Origin of the sequence: Rhizobium rhizogenes NBRC 13257, from assembly GCF_000696095.1 — a bacterium.
Classification (GTDB): domain Bacteria; phylum Pseudomonadota; class Alphaproteobacteria; order Rhizobiales; family Rhizobiaceae; genus Rhizobium; species Rhizobium rhizogenes.
The window spans coordinates 130,811-148,157 of sequence record NZ_BAYX01000002.1 but is presented as its reverse complement, the minus strand read 5'-3'; the positions used below and the strand labels follow the sequence as shown (position 1 = coordinate 148,157).

General features: G+C 61.4%; 12 protein-coding genes. 8 read left to right on the top strand and 4 right to left on the bottom strand.

Annotated features, from left to right (window positions below):
- The first annotated feature begins 104 nt into the window (after nt 1-104).
- From RRH01S_RS04705 to RRH01S_RS34320, 4 genes are all read left to right on the top strand, one after another.
- Nucleotides 105-1,394 carry an Hsp70 family protein gene (locus tag RRH01S_RS04705; protein ID WP_042470193.1) on the top strand — a complete coding sequence of 430 codons (1,290 nt, stop codon included), beginning with the start codon at nt 105-107 and terminating at the stop codon, nt 1,392-1,394.
- A 55-nt stretch (nt 1,395-1,449) separates the two neighbouring features.
- Nucleotides 1,450-2,340 carry a uracil-DNA glycosylase gene (locus RRH01S_RS04700; RefSeq protein WP_037223579.1) on the top strand — a complete coding sequence of 297 codons (891 nt, stop codon included), beginning with the start codon at nt 1,450-1,452 and terminating at the stop codon, nt 2,338-2,340.
- Between the two features lie 100 nt (nt 2,341-2,440).
- Nucleotides 2,441-2,674 carry a hypothetical protein gene (locus tag RRH01S_RS34760; protein ID WP_080515856.1) on the top strand — a complete coding sequence of 78 codons (234 nt, stop codon included), beginning with the start codon at nt 2,441-2,443 and terminating at the stop codon, nt 2,672-2,674.
- Nucleotides 2,675-2,688: 14 nt separating this feature from the next.
- On the top strand, nt 2,689-2,853 hold the full coding sequence (locus RRH01S_RS34320) for a hypothetical protein (RefSeq protein WP_165586801.1): 165 nt from the start codon (nt 2,689-2,691) through the stop codon (nt 2,851-2,853).
- A 106-nt stretch (nt 2,854-2,959) separates the two neighbouring features.
- Here RRH01S_RS34320 and RRH01S_RS04695 read toward each other — a convergent pair whose 3' ends face one another.
- The gene (locus tag RRH01S_RS04695) at nt 2,960-3,835 is read right to left on the bottom strand and encodes a hypothetical protein (protein ID WP_042470189.1); all 876 of its coding nucleotides are present in this window, start codon (nt 3,833-3,835) and stop codon (nt 2,960-2,962) included.
- Between the two features lie 306 nt (nt 3,836-4,141).
- Between RRH01S_RS04695 and RRH01S_RS04690 the strand changes: the two genes are divergently transcribed.
- The 4 genes from RRH01S_RS04690 to RRH01S_RS04675 all read left to right on the top strand — a co-directional run bounded on the left by RRH01S_RS04690 (nt 4,142) and on the right by RRH01S_RS04675 (nt 12,038).
- Nucleotides 4,142-5,380: an MFS transporter gene (locus tag RRH01S_RS04690; protein ID WP_012651156.1), complete on the top strand. Its 1,239-nt coding sequence runs from the start codon at nt 4,142-4,144 to the stop codon at nt 5,378-5,380.
- Nucleotides 5,381-5,565: 185 nt separating this feature from the next.
- Nucleotides 5,566-6,675: a methyl-accepting chemotaxis protein gene (locus RRH01S_RS04685; protein ID WP_007693286.1), complete on the top strand. Its 1,110-nt coding sequence runs from the start codon at nt 5,566-5,568 to the stop codon at nt 6,673-6,675.
- A 169-nt stretch (nt 6,676-6,844) separates the two neighbouring features.
- On the top strand, nt 6,845-9,493 hold the full coding sequence (gene pepN / locus RRH01S_RS04680) for an aminopeptidase N (protein WP_042470187.1): 2,649 nt from the start codon (nt 6,845-6,847) through the stop codon (nt 9,491-9,493).
- Between the two features lie 229 nt (nt 9,494-9,722).
- Nucleotides 9,723-12,038 carry a PAS domain-containing sensor histidine kinase gene (locus tag RRH01S_RS04675; protein WP_042470184.1) on the top strand — a complete coding sequence of 772 codons (2,316 nt, stop codon included), beginning with the start codon at nt 9,723-9,725 and terminating at the stop codon, nt 12,036-12,038.
- A 1-nt stretch (nt 12,039) separates the two neighbouring features.
- Here the strand turns inward: RRH01S_RS04675 and RRH01S_RS04670 are convergent, their stop codons facing one another.
- The 3 genes from RRH01S_RS04670 to RRH01S_RS04660 form a co-directional block, all read right to left on the bottom strand.
- Entirely contained in the window at nt 12,040-15,000 is a 2,961-nt protein-coding gene (locus tag RRH01S_RS04670; protein WP_042470181.1) for a bifunctional [glutamine synthetase] adenylyltransferase/[glutamine synthetase]-adenylyl-L-tyrosine phosphorylase, read from the bottom strand.
- Nucleotides 15,001-15,138: 138 nt separating this feature from the next.
- The gene (locus RRH01S_RS04665; protein ID WP_007693279.1) at nt 15,139-16,554 is read right to left on the bottom strand and encodes a sensor histidine kinase; all 1,416 of its coding nucleotides are present in this window, start codon (nt 16,552-16,554) and stop codon (nt 15,139-15,141) included.
- Nucleotides 16,551-17,309: a response regulator transcription factor gene (locus RRH01S_RS04660; protein WP_007693277.1), complete on the bottom strand. Its 759-nt coding sequence runs from the start codon at nt 17,307-17,309 to the stop codon at nt 16,551-16,553. Before RRH01S_RS04660 ends, RRH01S_RS04665 begins: the two co-directional genes overlap by 4 nt.
- Between the last annotated feature and the right edge of the window lie 38 nt (nt 17,310-17,347).

Genomic DNA, 17,347 nt, shown 5'->3' with positions numbered 1-17,347 from the left:
CCAGCCATGCCATGACGCGCCCTCTTTCAGACAGGGGCGCGTCTCGCGTTCCATGAGGGGCATCGGTCCCATTCCATAAAATTTCGACAGAAGGGAGTGCGGGCATGGCTCGGGCGCTTGGTCTTGACTTCGGCACAACGAATACGGTTCTGGCTCTGGCCGACGGTCCGGCGACGCAATCGGTCGCCTTCACCAGTGCGGCCGGCACGGCGGACAGCATGCGTACCGCACTGTCTTTCATGAAAGATCCGGGATTGGGTGCTGCGGCCCTGAAGGTCGAGGCCGGGCATGCCGCCATCCGGCAGTTCATCGACAATCCCGGCGACTGTCGCTTTCTGCAATCGATCAAGACCTTTGCCGCCAGCGCGCTCTTCCAGGGCACGCTGATCTATGCCAAGCGCCATACGTTCGAGGATCTGATGGAGATCTTCGTGCGCCGCCTGCGCGCCTATGCCGGCGATGGCTGGCCGGCGGAGGTCAGCCGCATTGTTGCGGGCCGGCCAGTGCATTTCGCCGGCGCCAATCCTGATCCGGAGCTTGCCACCGCACGCTACAACGAGGCGCTATCGCGCTTCGGCTTTCCCGAGATCCATTATGTCTACGAGCCGGTGGCAGCCGCCTTTTACTTCGCCCAGCATCTGAAGACGGATGCGACCGTGCTGGTCGCCGATTTCGGCGGCGGCACGACGGACTATTCGCTGATCCGCTTCGAGAGCCATGCCGGCCGGCTGACGGCGACCCCCATCGGCCATTCCGGCGTCGGCATCGCCGGCGACCATTTCGACTTCAGGATGATCGACAACATCGTCTCGCCGGAGATCGGCAAGGGCAGCTACTTCAAGAGCTTCGACAAGCTGCTGGAAGTGCCCACCTCCTACTACGCCAATTTCGGCCGCTGGAACCAGCTTTCGATCTTCAAGACCTCGCGCGAATATGCCGACCTGAAGAAGCTGGTGCGCAGCAGCATGGAGCCGGACAAGCTGGAAACCTTCATCGATCTCGTCGAGCATGACGAGGGCTATCCGCTCTATCAAGCGGTGTCGGCGACGAAGATGGCGTTGTCGGCCGAAGAGGAGGCAGAATTCAATTTCCCGCCGCTCGGCAAGGCTGGCCACAAGACGGTGCGCCGCGCCGATTTCGAGCGCTGGATCGGCGACGATCTCACCCGCATCGAGGGCGCGCTGGATGACGTGCTGACCAGGACCAACACGTCTCCCGACACCATCGACAAGGTGTTCCTCACCGGCGGCACCTCCTTCGTGCCGGCGGTGCGCCGCATCTTCACGGAGCGCTTCGGTCAAGAGCGGATCGAGACCGGCGGCGAATTGCTTTCGATCGCCCACGGTCTCGCCCTGATCGGCGAGCGCGACGACATCAGCCAGTGGACGGCGTGAGAAGGAAGGGAACTCAGCACTTCCCCTGCCCTGCCTGGTTGGTTACAGTTCACCCATGATCTCCGCCAACGACCTCTCGCCAGCCGAACTCGCCGCCCTTCTGCATTTTCATGCGGATGCCGGCGTGGAGTGGCTGCTGGAAGAGGAGGCCGTCGACCGCTTCGCCGAGTTCGAGGCGATGAAAGCCGCTCGGCAGGGTGCGCGGGCGGCACAGCCGCGTGTCGAGACACCGCAACCCGCAGCACGGCCGGCACAGCAACCGGAGCGCCGTCAGGCTGCGCCAAAGGCGGCCGCCCCTGCAGCGGCGCCCCGCAGCGCGCCTGCCATTCCCGACGAGCAAGCCGTCGAGCAGGCCCGCTTCGCGGCCGAAAGCGCGCGGTCTCTCAGCGAACTCAAGACGGCGCTCGAGGCTTTCAACAGCTGCAATCTGAAAAACAGCGCCCGCTCGACCATCTTCGCCAGCGGCGCTCACGAAGGCCGGATCATGGTGATCGGCCCGATGCCGAGCGCCGATGACGACCGCGAGGGTGCGCCCTTTGCCGGGCGGACGGGACTGTTGCTCGACAAGATGCTCGCCGCCATCGGCCTCAAGCGCAACGATATCCTGCTCACCAATGTCATTCCCTGGCGGCCGCCGGGCAATCGCGCGCCGTCGGCGCCGGAAATTGAGATCTGCCGTCCCTTCATCGAGCGGCAGATCACCCTTGCCGAGCCGCAAGCCCTGCTGCTGCTCGGCAATTTCACGGCGCGCCACTTCTTTGGAAGCAACGAAACGATCCATGGCCTGCGCGGACAATGGCGGGACGTGACGATATCCGGCCGGGCGATACCGGCGATCGCCAGCCTCCATCCCCAGGAATTGCTCACTGCCCCAATCAACAAGCGATTGGCCTGGAACGACCTGTTAGCCTTCAGAACGCGCATCGACGCCGAAGCCAGAGGCTAATTTTTTAGCAGCATTAACGGAATATGAAAGCTGTCATGCATATCTTGCATAGCAGCACTCCAATTGCGTGCATTGCGAAATCAATGTTGCACTGCAATATATGGTGCGTGTCTTGGGAGGAATTTTGAAAGGAACCAAGGCCGTGACTGCACGTTTTCGACCTATCCATTGCGGGTTTGATACCCTGCGCCGCGCCATCTTGCCTGCGCGCGCCACTAGCGGCCATCGCAGCGTCGGCATTGCCGCTAATGAGCAGATGACTGCTCGCGGCACCGGGATTTCCGCGCGTGTTGCCCGCCCAACCGCCATATTCGCCGATTTTCGTCAGTGCTGAAGAGGGATCATATCATGTCTGCAGGATTTCGTTCCCTCTTTACCCTCCTCGATACCGTTGGGCATATCGGCTCAGCGGTGCGCGCGGCGGAAGAGTTCGAGCGCTCCCGCGGCCTGCATAAGGTCGCAAAGCGCGAAATGAGCCCCGCATATGCAGCGGCGGCCGGCATTCCCCTATAAGTTTGAAAAGGGCGGGATCGATGATCTCGCCCTTTTTCGTTTCGGATTTTCATCATCAATTTTCATGAAGTACGCGCCGGGCCTAGCCCGGCGTTTTTTCTTTGGATCATTCCTTCGGCGTGGCGTCCGCCACAACGGCTTGCGCCGATTCGAACCCCTCGTCCACAGCCGCGAACTTCACGGCCTGCCAGCTGCAATATTCATCGAGAAAGTCACGCGACATCCATAGCCACGTCTTCTTCGGCTCGTCGTACCAGCCAATGCAGCCGTGGTCGGCGGCCTTGCGCAAAAGGCGCTGCAAATGGGTGCGCGACATCATGAACTGCGCGGCGATGGCGCGCGTGTCGATACGGCCAAGGTCGATGCGACCGTCAGCCTCCGCGCCCGGATCCACCCGGGACATGAGGTTATCAACCACAAGACCGCCTGCCTCCGTCCATAGGAACATGCCGACCCGCTCCGGCGGCTCGCGCCAGGCCGCCTCCTCCAGGCAGCGGCGCGCCATGCGTGGCTGTGCCAGATCGAACAACCCCGGATGAGTAGCAAGCGCCACGGCACGGCTGCCATTGTCGAGCAGATCGAGGGCGGCAAGATTGGCGAGAAACCAACTGAACATCGCAGCATGACTGATCTCTGCCGGCTCATAACGACGCGGGCGCAGGACCGGGCCGGCAGCGGGAGCGAGGAAACGATAGGTCAGCAACTCCTCGATGTAGGTCAGCACGGTATTGCGGCTCGCCACACGGTGTTGCGTAATAAGATTGCGGAGCTCGACGGCAGTCAGGCCGGAGCCGGCTATGGCGGGATCGTATTCCAAATGAAGCGCATAGGCCGTCTGGGTCAACAGCCAACGCTGTTGCGAGGCCAACAGGCGCGCAATCCGCGGTCCGCTATCATAGCGGTTCCGCAGCGCCTCCGCCAGAAAGCGCAGGGAAGATACGAATTTGGGATGGCAAGCAAGTTGCTCGGCGGAAAGACTCAAGCGGGCCTCCTTATGGCGCCCTTCTTAAATATCAATAGGAAAGGAATTTTTCTAATTCTTACATAAATTTGCCGCCACCATGCACCATATTGGTACAACATAGCATGCTATAAGCGCTGTTAACGCAAGAGGTTAAACAAAAAATACTTTCCCAACTGCCTTTTCCATGGCCGCGCGATCGCAAGACGGGAACGACCATCCGCGTCACACAGAGTCGCGATTGATCGCGCATCCTTGCCGGGTTAGAGCAAGATGGCCGTGGCAATCGGCGTGCTCTTCAACCCAATCGACCGGAATCCCGTTCCAATGCTGGCCAGCCTCGTTTCGATCGCCAGTCTGATGTTGTCAACGCTGTTGATGATGATCGGCTATGGCCTGATGAATTTCGTCGTTCCGATCCGCTCGGTGGCGGAGGGCTGGTCGACCTTCACCATTTCGGTGATCGCCACCGGCTATACGTTCGGCTTCACCATATCCTGCATCATCACGCCGCGCTTCGTGCGGCGGGTGGGGCATGTGCGCGTGTTCGGCGCGCTGATCTCGCTGCTCAGCATCGGTATCCTGCTTTGCGCCCTGATGGTCGATTGGCGCGCCTGGCTTGCCTTCCGCTGCATCAGCGGCTTCGGCATCGCTGGCGCCTATCTCATTATCGAAAGCTGGCTGAACGAGCGGGTCAACAATGACAACCGCGCGACCATCTTCTCCGTCTACATGATCACCTGCCTGGTAGGCTCGATCGGCGGCCAATATCTGGTGCCGCTCGGCGACCCCAGCAATACCTCGCTTTTCATCCTGTGCGGCATCATCTTCGCGCTCGCCATGCTGCCGACCGCACTCTCGACCGCCAAATCGCCGACGCCGATCCATGAGGCCAAGTTCGACCTGCCGAAGCTTTACCGGCTGTCGCCCATCGCCTTCATCGGCTCACTGCTGTCGGGCGCCCTCTCCGGCACCTGGAGCAGCCTTGGCGGCGTCTACACCCAGAATGTCGGCATGAACACGGCCGAGGGCGCGACGCTGCTTGCCTGCGTGCTCGCCGGTGGTGCGGTGTCGCAAATGCCGATCGGCCGCATCTCCGATCTCGTGGACCGGCGCTATGTGATGATCATCTGTGGCGGGATCGGTGTTGTCGCCTGCATCATCATGACCTTGTTCGACGCGCATACGCTGATGACGCTCTATGTCGCCGGCTTCTTCATCGGCACCGTGCTCTACCCGATTTATGCGCTCAATGTCGCCCATGCCAACGACCGCGCCGCCCCCGACGAATATGTCACCATTTCCAGCGGCATCATGCTGCTCTACGGGCTCGGCACCGTCTCCGGCCCACTGGTCGGCGGTGCGATGATGGAATTCGTCGGTCCGTCCGGCCTTCTCTGGTTCCTGGCATTGGCTTTCGCACTTTACGCGGGCTACGCCGGCTGGCGTATCGCCAAGCGCAAGCCGAACGAAGGACGTATCGAGAAGACCGATTTCCAGTCGATCCCGCTTCCCGTGCGCGGCGGTGAGCCACCCGCTCCTCAGGCGCCGTCGACAGTCGATTGACCAGCTAGCCCCTGGCGAAGACTTTTTTTGGGTTAAAACGATATGGCTACTTCATAACGGGCCATATTAACCTTTTAAAAACCATAGTATTTCAACTTCATTTCACCGCATTCAATAATTCCGGCGGCATATCATGTATTTCCAATAACTACTTCAGCTTTTACTGTTTACGAGGTCTAGGTCCGATGACAGCAGCCCCATCGATGAAACGGAGCTCTCAACAACATGCGGTAACGCCGCGCTCGATGCGTGTCGTGACCGATGGCATCGGCAAGGACCTCGAGCGCTTCAGCACCGATAACACCCATGTCGTCAAGCAGATCAAGCTTCTGGCGATCAACGCGCTGATCGAGGCTGCCCGTGCCGGCGAAACCGGCAAGGGCTTCGCCGTGGTCGCCAACGAAGTGCAGCGCCTCGCCCAGATCGCGACCGATATCGCAAGCAAATTTCAGGATAACGTGCTCAGCCGCATTGGGGTCAGCCGCAGCATGGCCGAAGCGCTGGTGGAGGAGATGGAGGGCGTTCGCCTGACCGACCTCGCCCAGACGCTGGTCCAGCTCATCGTCCGCAATCTCTTCGAGCGCACTGCCGACGTCCGCTGGTGGGCAACCGACACCGCCCTTTGGGAAGCGCTTCAGGACCCTCAGCCGCAACGTATCGCCTTTGCCGCCGAACGGCTCGGCGTCATCAACCGCTTCTATACGGTCTATCTCGATCTGGTCGTGACCGACATGAAGGGACAGGTCATCGCCTCGGCCAACCCCGCCTATCAGCGCAAGCTCGCCGGCGCCAATCTTGCCTCGGATGCCTGGTTCAGGGCGGCAGCCAACTGCCGGTCGGGCGATGACTATATCGTCGACGAAGTCCGGCCGAGCGAATTTCACGAGCGGCGAAACGCGCTCGTCTATGCCACCGGCATTCGCGAAAGCGGCCGATCCGACGGCAAGCAGATCGGCACGCTGGGTGTCTATTTCGACTGGCAGAACCAGGGGCAAGCGATCGTCGACAAGGAAGCCAACCTGCCGCCGCAGATCGCCGAAAAGACCGTGGTGATGCTGCTTGACGGCAAGAGGCGCGTGATCGCCTGCAGCGACCCGAAGCTCATGTTCTCGCATTTTGCGCTTGCCAATCCCGAGGGCACGACGCGAGGAAGCTATTATGACAACAACGGCGCGATCGTCGCCTACGCCAAGACGCTCGGCTATGAGGATTATGATGGTCTCGGATGGTATGGCGTTGTCGTGCAGCAGACCGAAGCCGACGATGTGATCAGGACGGCTTTCAACCTGAAATGATGCACAACCTTCTCGATCAAATACTTTCCCCGCCGTCACAAATTGCAGCGATGCGATGATATGACTTTAACTTTGGTTCAGATTTCGATGTAATGATGCGGCGGATTTCGCTCCAGAGCTTTGCTCCGGATCAATGCCCGCCGCAGTATCAGCCCGATCAGGATAGACCATGCGAACAGACACCGGCCAGATCGTTCATCTGGCAGACTATCGTCCCACCGACTTCGTTCTGGAACGCGTGGACCTTACCTTCGATCTGCATCCGACGGAGACCAAGGTCGAAGCCCGGCTGATCTTCCATCGCCGCGAAGGCATCGATCCCAAGGCACCGCTGGTGCTCGACGGAGACGAGCTTGTCCTTTCGGGACTGTTGCTCGACCAGACCGAACTGCCTGCCGAACAGTATATCGCAACGCCCGACAGCCTGACGGTCCGCGACCTGCCGGAAAGCGCGCCCTTCGAACTGACGATCACGACGGTCATCAATCCCGAAGCCAATACGCAGCTCATGGGGCTCTATCGCACCGGCGGCGTCTACTGCACCCAATGCGAGGCCGAAGGCTTCCGCCGCATCACCTATTTCCCCGATCGCCCTGATGTGCTTGCGCCCTATACGGTCAACATCATCGCCGACAAGGCCGCCAATCCGCTGCTGCTGTCGAACGGCAATTTCCTCGGCGGTGCCGGCTATGGCGAGGGCAAGCATTTCGCCGCCTGGTTCGACCCGCATCCGAAGCCGAGTTATCTCTTTGCGCTGGTCGCTGGCGATCTCGGCGTGGTCGAGGATACGTTCGTCACCGCGTCGGGCCGCGAAGTGGCACTGAAGATCTATGTCGAACACGGCAAGGAGCCCCGCGCGGCCTATGCGATGGATGCGCTGAAGCGCTCGATGACATGGGACGAGGAGCGGTTCGGCCGCGAGTACGATCTCGACATCTTCATGATCGTCGCCGTTTCCGATTTCAACATGGGCGCGATGGAGAACAAGGGGCTCAACGTCTTCAACGACAAATATGTCCTTGCCGATCCGGATATCGCCACCGACGCCGACTATGCCAATATCGAGCGGATCATCGCACACGAATACTTCCACAACTGGACCGGCAACCGTATCACCTGCCGCGACTGGTTCCAGCTCTGCCTCAAGGAAGGCCTGACGGTCTACCGCGACCACGAATTTTCCGCCGACCAGCGCTCGCGTCCGGTCACGCGCATCGCCGAAGTTCGTCATCTGAAGTCGGAGCAGTTTCCGGAAGACGGCGGCCCGCTCGCCCATCCGGTGCGCCCTACGACCTACCGCGAGATCAACAATTTCTACACGACGACGGTCTATGAGAAGGGCAGCGAAGTCACCAGCATGATCGCGACCCTGCTCGGCCGCGATCTGTTCAAGACGGGCATGGACCTCTATTTCGACCGCCACGACGGCCAGGCCGTGACGATCGAAGACTTCGTCAAATGCTTCGAGGATGTCAGCGGCCGCGACCTCGCGCAGTTCTCGCTCTGGTATCACCAGGCCGGCACGCCGCTCGTCACCGCTTCCGGCGCCTATGATGCCGCCGCGAGGAGTTTCACGCTATCGCTCGAACAGATGCAGCCGGCCACTCCGGGCCAAACGAGCAAGGCGCCGTTGCACATTCCGCTGCGCATGGTGCTGATCGCCGAGGACGGCACGTTGCTGACGCCGACATCGGTGACCGGCGCGGAACTGACCGGCGATGTCCTGCATCTGACGGCGCGGACGCAGACGGTGGTCTTCAACGGCATTCCCTCGCGGCCGGTGCTGTCGCTCAACCGCAGTTTCTCGACGCCGATCAATCTGCAATTCAGCCAGAGCGCCAACGATCTGGCGCTGATCGCCCGTTACGAGACCGACCATTTTGCCCGCTGGCAGGCGCTGATCGATCTTGGCCTGCCCAACCTGCTGCAGGCCGCCCGCGATGCCCGTGAGGGCGCGCCGGTGACCTGCGATGCCGTCTTCATCGACACGCTTCTGGCCGCCGCCAGCGACGAAAGCTTGGAGCCTGCCTTCCGCGCCCTGGCACTCGCTTTGCCGAGCGAGGCCGACATCGGCCGCGAACTCGGTGGCGACAACGATCCCGACGCAATCCATACTGGTCGACAGGCGATCCTCAAACAGATCGCCGAGGCCGGGAAGGACATTTTCGCATCCCTCTACGACGGCATCCAGACACCCGGCCCCTTCAGCCCGGATGCGGCCAGTGCTGGACGGAGGGCGTTGCGCAATGCTGCCCTTACCTATCTCTCGCTTTCGGACGATAGTCCCACCCGCGCCAAGGCGGCCTATGACGCCGCCAACAACATGACCGACCTCAGCGCCGCACTGACCATTCTCGCCCACCGTTTCCCGGACACGGCGGAGGCCAAGGCTGCCCTCAAGGACTTCCACGACCGTTTCGCCGAAAACGCACTGGTCATCGACAAATGGCTTGCCATCCAGGCGGCCATTCCGGGTGCGGCGACGCTCGATCGCATTCAGGGCCTCATGAAGATGCCATTCTTCAAGCGCACCAATCCCAACCGCATGCGCGCCCTCGTCGGTACCTTCGCCTTCTCCAATCCGACCGGCTTCGGCCGTGCCGATGGTGCCGGCTATCGCTTCCTCGCGCAGGAAATCCTCGATATCGACCAGCGCAACCCGCAGCTTGCCGCCCGGATTCTGACCTCGATGCGCTCCTGGCGCTCGCTGGAACCCGTTCGCGCCGACCACGCCCGCTCCGCCTTGATGCAGATCGAGCGTGCCAACAGCCTTTCGACCGACGTTCGCGACATTGTGGATCGTATCCTCAAGGACTGATTTTCCGCTTGCCATCCTGTGATCGAGGCGGGTGATTTGTACCCGCTTTTTCATCCTGAACGAGTCTCGGATGCCGGCGCCCTACCCTTGCGAGTCCAAAAAGCGCTGAAATCACTTATGGTTAACAAAGTTTTACCAGACCCTCTGGACAAGGCGAATCACGAGTGATTCATTAGGGTAGATTCGGGCGAGCGGCGCAGCGAATCACACGAGGGACAAGGCTAGAGCGATGGTGGACGTGCGGCGGGCAACCGCGGCCGAAGGACGGCTGCGTGTTAATTTCGACGGTCTGAAATCCTGGCATAGCGGTGTTAACGATAGAGCGGGAGTCCGTGCGGAGACGATTTCGCGCCGATTTCCGCAAACGGAACATATTCTGAAGCGGGTCATTCCCGTCCTCATTGTCTCCTTCCTGATGGTCGTTGCCGCCTCGCATTTCTTCAGCATGGTCACCGAACACGGACGCATGGCAGCCTCGGCCCGGCAGGCGACGTCACTTTCCATTGCCGCGGCAGCAGCCGCATTTTCCAACGATGCCAGCCTGTTTCGGGCCGGTGATCGCGATGGAGCGGAAAGGAAGCTTTCGACCTACCTACCGCAGGACCGGCTCGATCCCGGCGCCTTTGTGCTTTTGGTCCAGGCGAGCGGCCGCGTCTTCGGCTCATCAGCTGCCGGTTCCAACTATATCGGCCTGACGATCTCAGATTTCTTCCCCGAGGTCTCGGCCATCCGCAGTTTCGGCGACCATGCCGGCGTGATCGAGACGATGATCGACGGGGCGCCCTATTATGCGGCGATTTCGCTGATCGGCGACAAGGGCGATTTCGTTCTCTCCGCCGCCTCAATGGAGCAGATTGATAAGCTCTGGCGCGATGAACTGACGCTCAACGTCACGCTCTTTGCCGGCATTTCCTCCATCCTGCTCGTCATCCTCTACGCCTATTACACCCAGGTGAAACGGACGCGCGACGCCGACGAGATCTTCCTCGAGTCCAACATGCGTGTCGAAACCGCGCTGTCGCGCGGCCGTTGCGGTCTCTGGGATTTCGATTTCGCCAGCCGCGAATTCTTCTGGTCACGATCGATGTACGACATGCTCGGCCTGCCGGCCGCCGACCGGCCGCTGTCGTTTGCCGACGCGGAACGGCTGATGCACCCCGACGATAACAGCCTGCATACGCTGGCGCGCTCGATCACCCGCGGCAATGCCGGTCAGGTCGATCAGATCCTGCGCATCCGTCATGCCAAGGGGCATTATGTCTGGATGCGCGCCCGCGCCCAGGTCATCCGCACCAATTCCGGCCGTGTCCACATGATCGGCATCGCCATGGACGTCACCGAGCAGCATCGGCTGGCGCAGCGCTACGCCGAGGCCGACCAGCGTCTGGCGGACGCAATCGAATGCACGTCGGAAGCCTTCGTGCTCTGGGACAAAAACGACCGACTGGTCATGTGCAACGACCATTTCCAGCAGGCTTACGGCCTTCCGAACGGCGTGCTGGTGCCGGGCACGGAACGCGCCGTCGTCAACGCCGCCGCGGCACGCCCGATCATCGAGCGGCGCATCGTCGACCCCGGCCGCTCCAACCATTCGCAGACGACGGAAGTGCAGCTTGCCGACGAGCGCTGGCTGCAGATCAACGAACGCCGGACGCGCGATGGCGGCCTCGTTTCCGTCGGCACCGACATCACCCAGCTCAAGCGCAATCAGGAGCGTCTGCGCGAGTCCGAGCGCCGGCTGATGGCGACGATCAACGACCTCTCCGCCTCCCGACAGATCCTCGAGCGGCAGAAGGCCGAGCTTTCGACCGCCAACACCAATTATCTCGCGGAAAAGGAACGCGCCGAAGCCGCCAACAAGGCGAAATCGGAATTCCTCGCCAACATGTCGCATGAGCTGCGCACGCCGCTCAACGCCATCCTCGGTTTCTCCGAAATCCTGCAGGACCAGATGTTCGGTCCGCTGGGCTCATCCCGATACAATGAATATGCCAAGGATATCCACGACAGCGGCAAGCATCTGCTCAACGTCATCAATGACATTCTCGACATGTCGAAGATCGAGGCGGGTCATATCAAGCTATCCTGCGAGAAGATCGATCTCGCGCCCCTGATCGAGGAATGCCTGCGCCTGACTTCCATCCCGGCCGCCTGCAAGAACATCCACGTCGAGCAAAGCATTTCCTCCGGCATCAAGCTGACGGCTGACCGCCGCGCCATGAAGCAGATCCTACTCAATCTCCTTTCCAATTCGGTGAAGTTCACCAACAATGGCGGCCGCATCGCGGTGCGGACCCGCAAGGTCGATGACGCCGTGGTACTGACCATCGCTGATACCGGCATCGGCATTCCCAAATCGGCGCTCAGCAAGATCGGCCAGCCCTTCGAGCAGGTGCAAAGCCAATATGCCAAGAGCAAGGGTGGCTCGGGCCTCGGGCTCGCCATCTCGCGCTCGCTGACATTGCTGCATCAAGGCCGCATGCGGATCCGTTCACGCGAAGGCATCGGCACCGTCATCGCCATCCGCATCCCCGACCGGGGCTGAATCAGGCCTTCACCACCGACTGAAAAACTTTCCGCACCGCTTTCGACAGCCGCTTCAGCTCCGCCTCCAGCGTACGGATATCGGGGCAGTCGCCGGCCCGGCAGACCAGCTCGATCAGCCCGGAGGGAGCGTTGCCGGGATCGAATGGGCCGTCGACGCAAAGCCGGATGAGCTGAGACAACTCGGTGTAGAGATGTAGCGCCTCCAGGCAGAGATCGAGATCATTGCGGTCCATCAGGCTGCCACCGAGCAGTTTCAGCGTCTCGCCGGTGCTCAGGCCATTGGCATCGATGCCGACGCCGCGAACAGGTGCAATCAATCTCAGATATTGCGCAATGAATTCGATGTCGATCAGCCCGCCGGGGATCAGCTTCAGGTCCCAGATGCTGACCGGCGGCTTTTCCTGTTCGATGAGACCACGCATCTCGGCGACATCCCCCGCGATCTTCGGGATATCTCGTTTTGCCGAGAGCACCCCGCCAATGATCCGTTCGGCGCTGAGGATAAGGTCCTCATCGCCGCAGATCAGGCGGGCGCGGGATAGCGCCATATGCTCCCAGGTCCAGGCTTCCTCGCGTTGGTATTTCTCGAAGGAATTGATGCGGGTTGCGACTGGGCCTTTGTTGCCGGACGGACGCAGGCGCATGTCGACTTCGTAGAGCACGCCTTCCGCCGTCGGCGCCGACAGGGCCGCAATCAGCCGTTGAGTGATGCGGGTGAAATAACGGGTGGCGTCGAGCGGCTTCGGGCCAGAGGATTCGCCTGCGATGTCGTCGTAGTCATAGAGCAGGATGATATCGATGTCCGAATCGGCGGTCAGCTCGAAACTGCCGAGCTTACCCATGCCCATGACCGCGACGCGGCCGCCGGGATAGTCGCCATGCGCAGTCGTGATCTCCTTCATCACCGCGTTCAACGCCGCCTCGACGATCAGATCGGCAAGATAGGTGAAGGCACGGGCCGCCATGGCGCCGCCGATCGTGCCCGTCAGCAGGCGGATGCCGATCAAGAAACGTTGCTCGGAAGCGAAGATGCGCAGCCGGTCCAGCACCTCCTCGTAATGCCCCGCCGAGGCCAGAAAGCTGGTGATCCGCTCGGCCAGATAATCGCGCGTCGGCAGCTCCGCCATCAGACCGGGGTCCAGCATGCCGTCGAAGACATGCGGCTTGGCGGCGATGATCTCGGCGAGCCGCGGTGCCGACGACATGATGTTGACGATGAGGGAGAGCAAGGCCGGGTTGGTGCTGAGCAGCGAAAAAAGCTGGATACCGGCGGGCAGGCCGGAGATGAAACTATCGAAGCGCAGCAGCGCCTCGTCTGCTCGCTTGCTCTCGCCGAAGACCCGCAGCAACTCCGGCGTCAATTCGGTCAGCCGCTCGCGCGCCTCGACTGACTGTGTGGCGCGGTAGCGGCCGTAGTGCCAAGTGCGGATGACGTTGGAAATATCGGACGGGCGCTCGAAGCCGAGGCGACGCAGCGTCTCCAGCGTGTCCGGATCGTCGCCCTGACCGGTAAAGACCAGATTGCCGGTCCCGCCCGAAAGCTTGGCTTCCTGTTCGAACAGACGCGCATAGCGCCGCTCTACCGTCTTCAACCTGGCGACCAGCGCCTCGGAGAAGCTGGAAATATCGGTGAAGCCCATCATGAAGGCGACACGCTTCAACTCGGCATCGGTTTCGGGCAGCAGATGCGTCTGCTCGTCGCGTACCATCTGGATGCGATGTTCGACATCGCGCAGGAACCAATAGGCCTCCGTCAGCTCGTCGCGCGTTTCCGCGTCGATCCATTTCGCCTTGGTCAGCTCCGCCAGCGTTTCCTCGGTGGCGCGGGAGCGCAGCTCCGGCATGCGGCCGCCGGCGATCAGCTGCTGCGTCTGGACGAAGAACTCGATCTCGCGAATGCCGCCACGGCCAAGCTTGACGTTGTGGCCTTTGACCGCGATCGCGCCATGGCCCTTGTGCACATGGATCTGCCGCTTGATCGAATGGATATCGGAGATCGCCGCATAGTCGAGATATTTGCGGAAGACGAAGGGCACGAGATCGCGGATGAAGGCCTGACCGGCGGCAATATCCCCGCCGACGGCGCGCGCCTTGATGAAGGCGGCGCGCTCCCAATTCTGCCCCCTGCCCTCGTAATAGATCATTGCCGCGTCAACGGGGATGGCAAGCGGCGTCGAACCGGGATCCGGACGCAGGCGCAGATCGGTGCGGAAGACATAGCCGTTGGCGGTGCGCTCCTGAAGGATACGCACCAGGCGGCGCATCAGGCGCGGAAAGATATCGATGGCATCATCGGGATTGGGAACGATACCGGCCATCTCGTCAAAGAAGATGACCAGGTCGATATCGGAGGAATAGTTCAGCTCCCCGGCGCCGAGCTTGCCCATGCCGAGCACGATCAGGCCGGAGCCACGGCTCGGCGCGGAGGGATCGCGAAGCGTGACCTTGCCGGCCTCGTGCGACGACAGCAGCAGATGATCGATCGCCGCCGAAATCGACGCCTCGGCAAGCGCACTCAACCAGCGCGTGGTCACCCTGCCATCGAAGATGCGAGCGAGATCGGCAAGCGCGATCAGGAAGGCGGCGCGGCGCTTGGCGATGCGCAGTCGGCTCATGACCTCGGATTCAGAAGGAGAGGATGTATCCCCCTCTCCCGGCAGCCAGGCGCGGCGGGCCTCGGTCACCAAAACCTCAATTTGCGGCGACAGTGGTTTGCTGATGGCCGCAACGAGCAATGCCGGATCGAGATTGGCGGTTTCGCGAAGATAGGGCGAGAGCGTCAATGCGGCGATAATAAAATCGCGCAAGGAACTATCGCCATCGAGAAGAGCGGCGATAGCCGGTTCGGATTTGGCGATATCCTTGAGGTCGGCAAGCGCCGCTTTCAGCTCCGTCTGGTTGAGCGGCCGAAGCCGACCGGGCGGAACATTCCGCAACAGATCGCTTTCCATCATCGTCATGCAGTGTCCTCCCTACCGCGGCGCGCATCCGACTGGACACGCAAAGACGCGGTAACCTCTTGAATCGAAACATGATCCCGAAAATCATCAACGACTTTCGGGATCATGTTTCGAGCAATCCGATGAAGCAGGATTAACCTATTGTTTCTGCGTGGGGAAGATCATGGTCACGGTGAGGCCACGGGCATCGGGGCTAGCCGGGTCGGTATCGGAAAGCTCCAGCTGGCCACCATGCAGCTCCATCACCGCCTCCACCAGCGAAAGGCCAAGGCCGGTACCGGGCTTGGAGCGGCTCTCGTCCAGGCGGAAGAAACGCTTGATCACCTCGGTCCGCTGGTGGGCGGGAACCCCTGGCCCATGGTCCGCGACGGCAAGGTTCACGGCATCCGGCGTCCGCGACAGTTTCAGCGTGACCGCCTGCTTGCCGGGGCAGCCGGAGGCATATTTGACGGCATTGTCGATCAGATTGAAGATCGCCTGGCCAATCAGTTCGCGATTGCCCTGTACTTCGACATCGGGCTCGATTTCGGCGGTCAGGGCGAGACCCGCCTCTTCGGCCACCGGCTCATAGAGCTCGGCGGTATCGGCGACGATGGAGGAGAGATCGACGCCGGTCATTTCGGCGGCGACCGAACCCGCCTCGACGCGGGAGATCATCAGCAGCGCGTTGAAGGTGCGGATCAGCTGATCGGATTCGCCGATAATACCTTCCAGCGCCACGCGACGGCCTTCGCCGTCGGCATTATCGAGCGCATCCGCCGCCTTGTTGCGCAGTCGCGTCAGCGGCGTCTTCAGGTCATGGGCGATATTGTCGGAGACCTGCCGCAGGCCCTCGTTCAATTTCTCGATACGTCCGAGCATGGCATTCAGCGATGTCGACATGCGGTCGAATTCATCGCCGGAACCACCGACCGGCAGGCGCTGCGACAGATCGCCGGCCATGATCTTGCGGCTGGCATCGGTCATGCGGTCGATGCGCTTCAGCGCGTTGCGGCCGATGCCGAACCAGATGACCAGCGCGCCGAGACCCATGATCGCCAGCGCCAGCATCAGCGCCTGGCGCACCAGTACGCGGAAACGCTCAGGCTCGCCGAGGTCGCGGCCGATCAGGATGCGCAGGCCGTTGTCGAGGAGGAAGATATTGGCGATGGCCAAATGCCGGCGTTCGGGATCGACACCGGAATCCGTGTAGCGTTCATAGACGAACGGCAGCTCCGTCCAGCCGGCCTGGCCGAGAACGCCGGGCTGCACCGAAGCGACGTTGCCGGCGAGGATATCGCCGGTGGGGCTGGCGATGACATAGAGGTTGGCGCCCGGCTGACGGGCGCGGCGTTCCATCGTGCGCAGCAGCAGGTTCAACCCACCGACATCGTAGGCACGCTTGACCTGGCTGACTTCCTGCTGCACGGCATCGCGGATCTGTCCGGTCAGCAACCGCTCGGACATGGCCGTGACGTAAAAGACGAGCGTGGCGGCGCAGAGCGCGAAGAGAAGGATATAGAGGGCGGACAGGCGGACTGCGGTGGACTTGAAGAGGACGCGAAAGCGACTCATCCTTCGTCCTTGATCATGTAGCCGGCGCCACGGATCGTCTTCAACAGCGGCTGGCTGAAGTCTTTTTCGATCTTCGAGCGCAGGCGCGAGACATGGACGTCGATAACGTTCGTCTGCGGATCGAAGTGATAATCCCAGACATTTTCGAGCAGCATGGTGCGCGTCACCACCTGACCGGCATTCTTCATCAGATATTCCAGCAGGCGGAACTCGCGCGGCTGCAAGGGAATCTCCTTGCCGCCGCGGCGGACCTCATGCGACAGCCGGTCAAGCTCCAGATCGGCAACGCGGTAGAGCACATCCTGATCCGGCGTGCCCTTGCGGCGGCCGAGAACTTCAACGCGGGCGAGCAATTCGCTGAAGGCGTAGGGTTTCGGCAGGTAGTCATCACCGCCGGCGCGAAGGCCGGTGACGCGATCGTCGACCTGGCCAAGCGCGGAAAGAATGAGAACCGGCGTGTGCACACCCTTGCGGCGCAGCTCGCTGATGACGGAAAGACCGTCGCGGCGCGGCAGCATGCGGTCGATGATGGCGACGTCGTAGGCATTCTCCGTGCCCATGAAGAGACCGCTCTCGCCGTCGCTCGCATGGTCGGCAACAATGCCGGCCTCGCGAAACGCCTTGGTGAGATAGGCGGCCGCCTCAAGATCGTCTTCGATAATCAAAATCTTCATGTGGGCGACATTATCCGCCGGCAGTGCTTTAGCACAACCGGAATCGGAGGAGTCCACAGCATGTTGGCCAGAGGTTGTCATCTTGTACCCGCCTGAAAACGTTGATCGATGAAGGCACG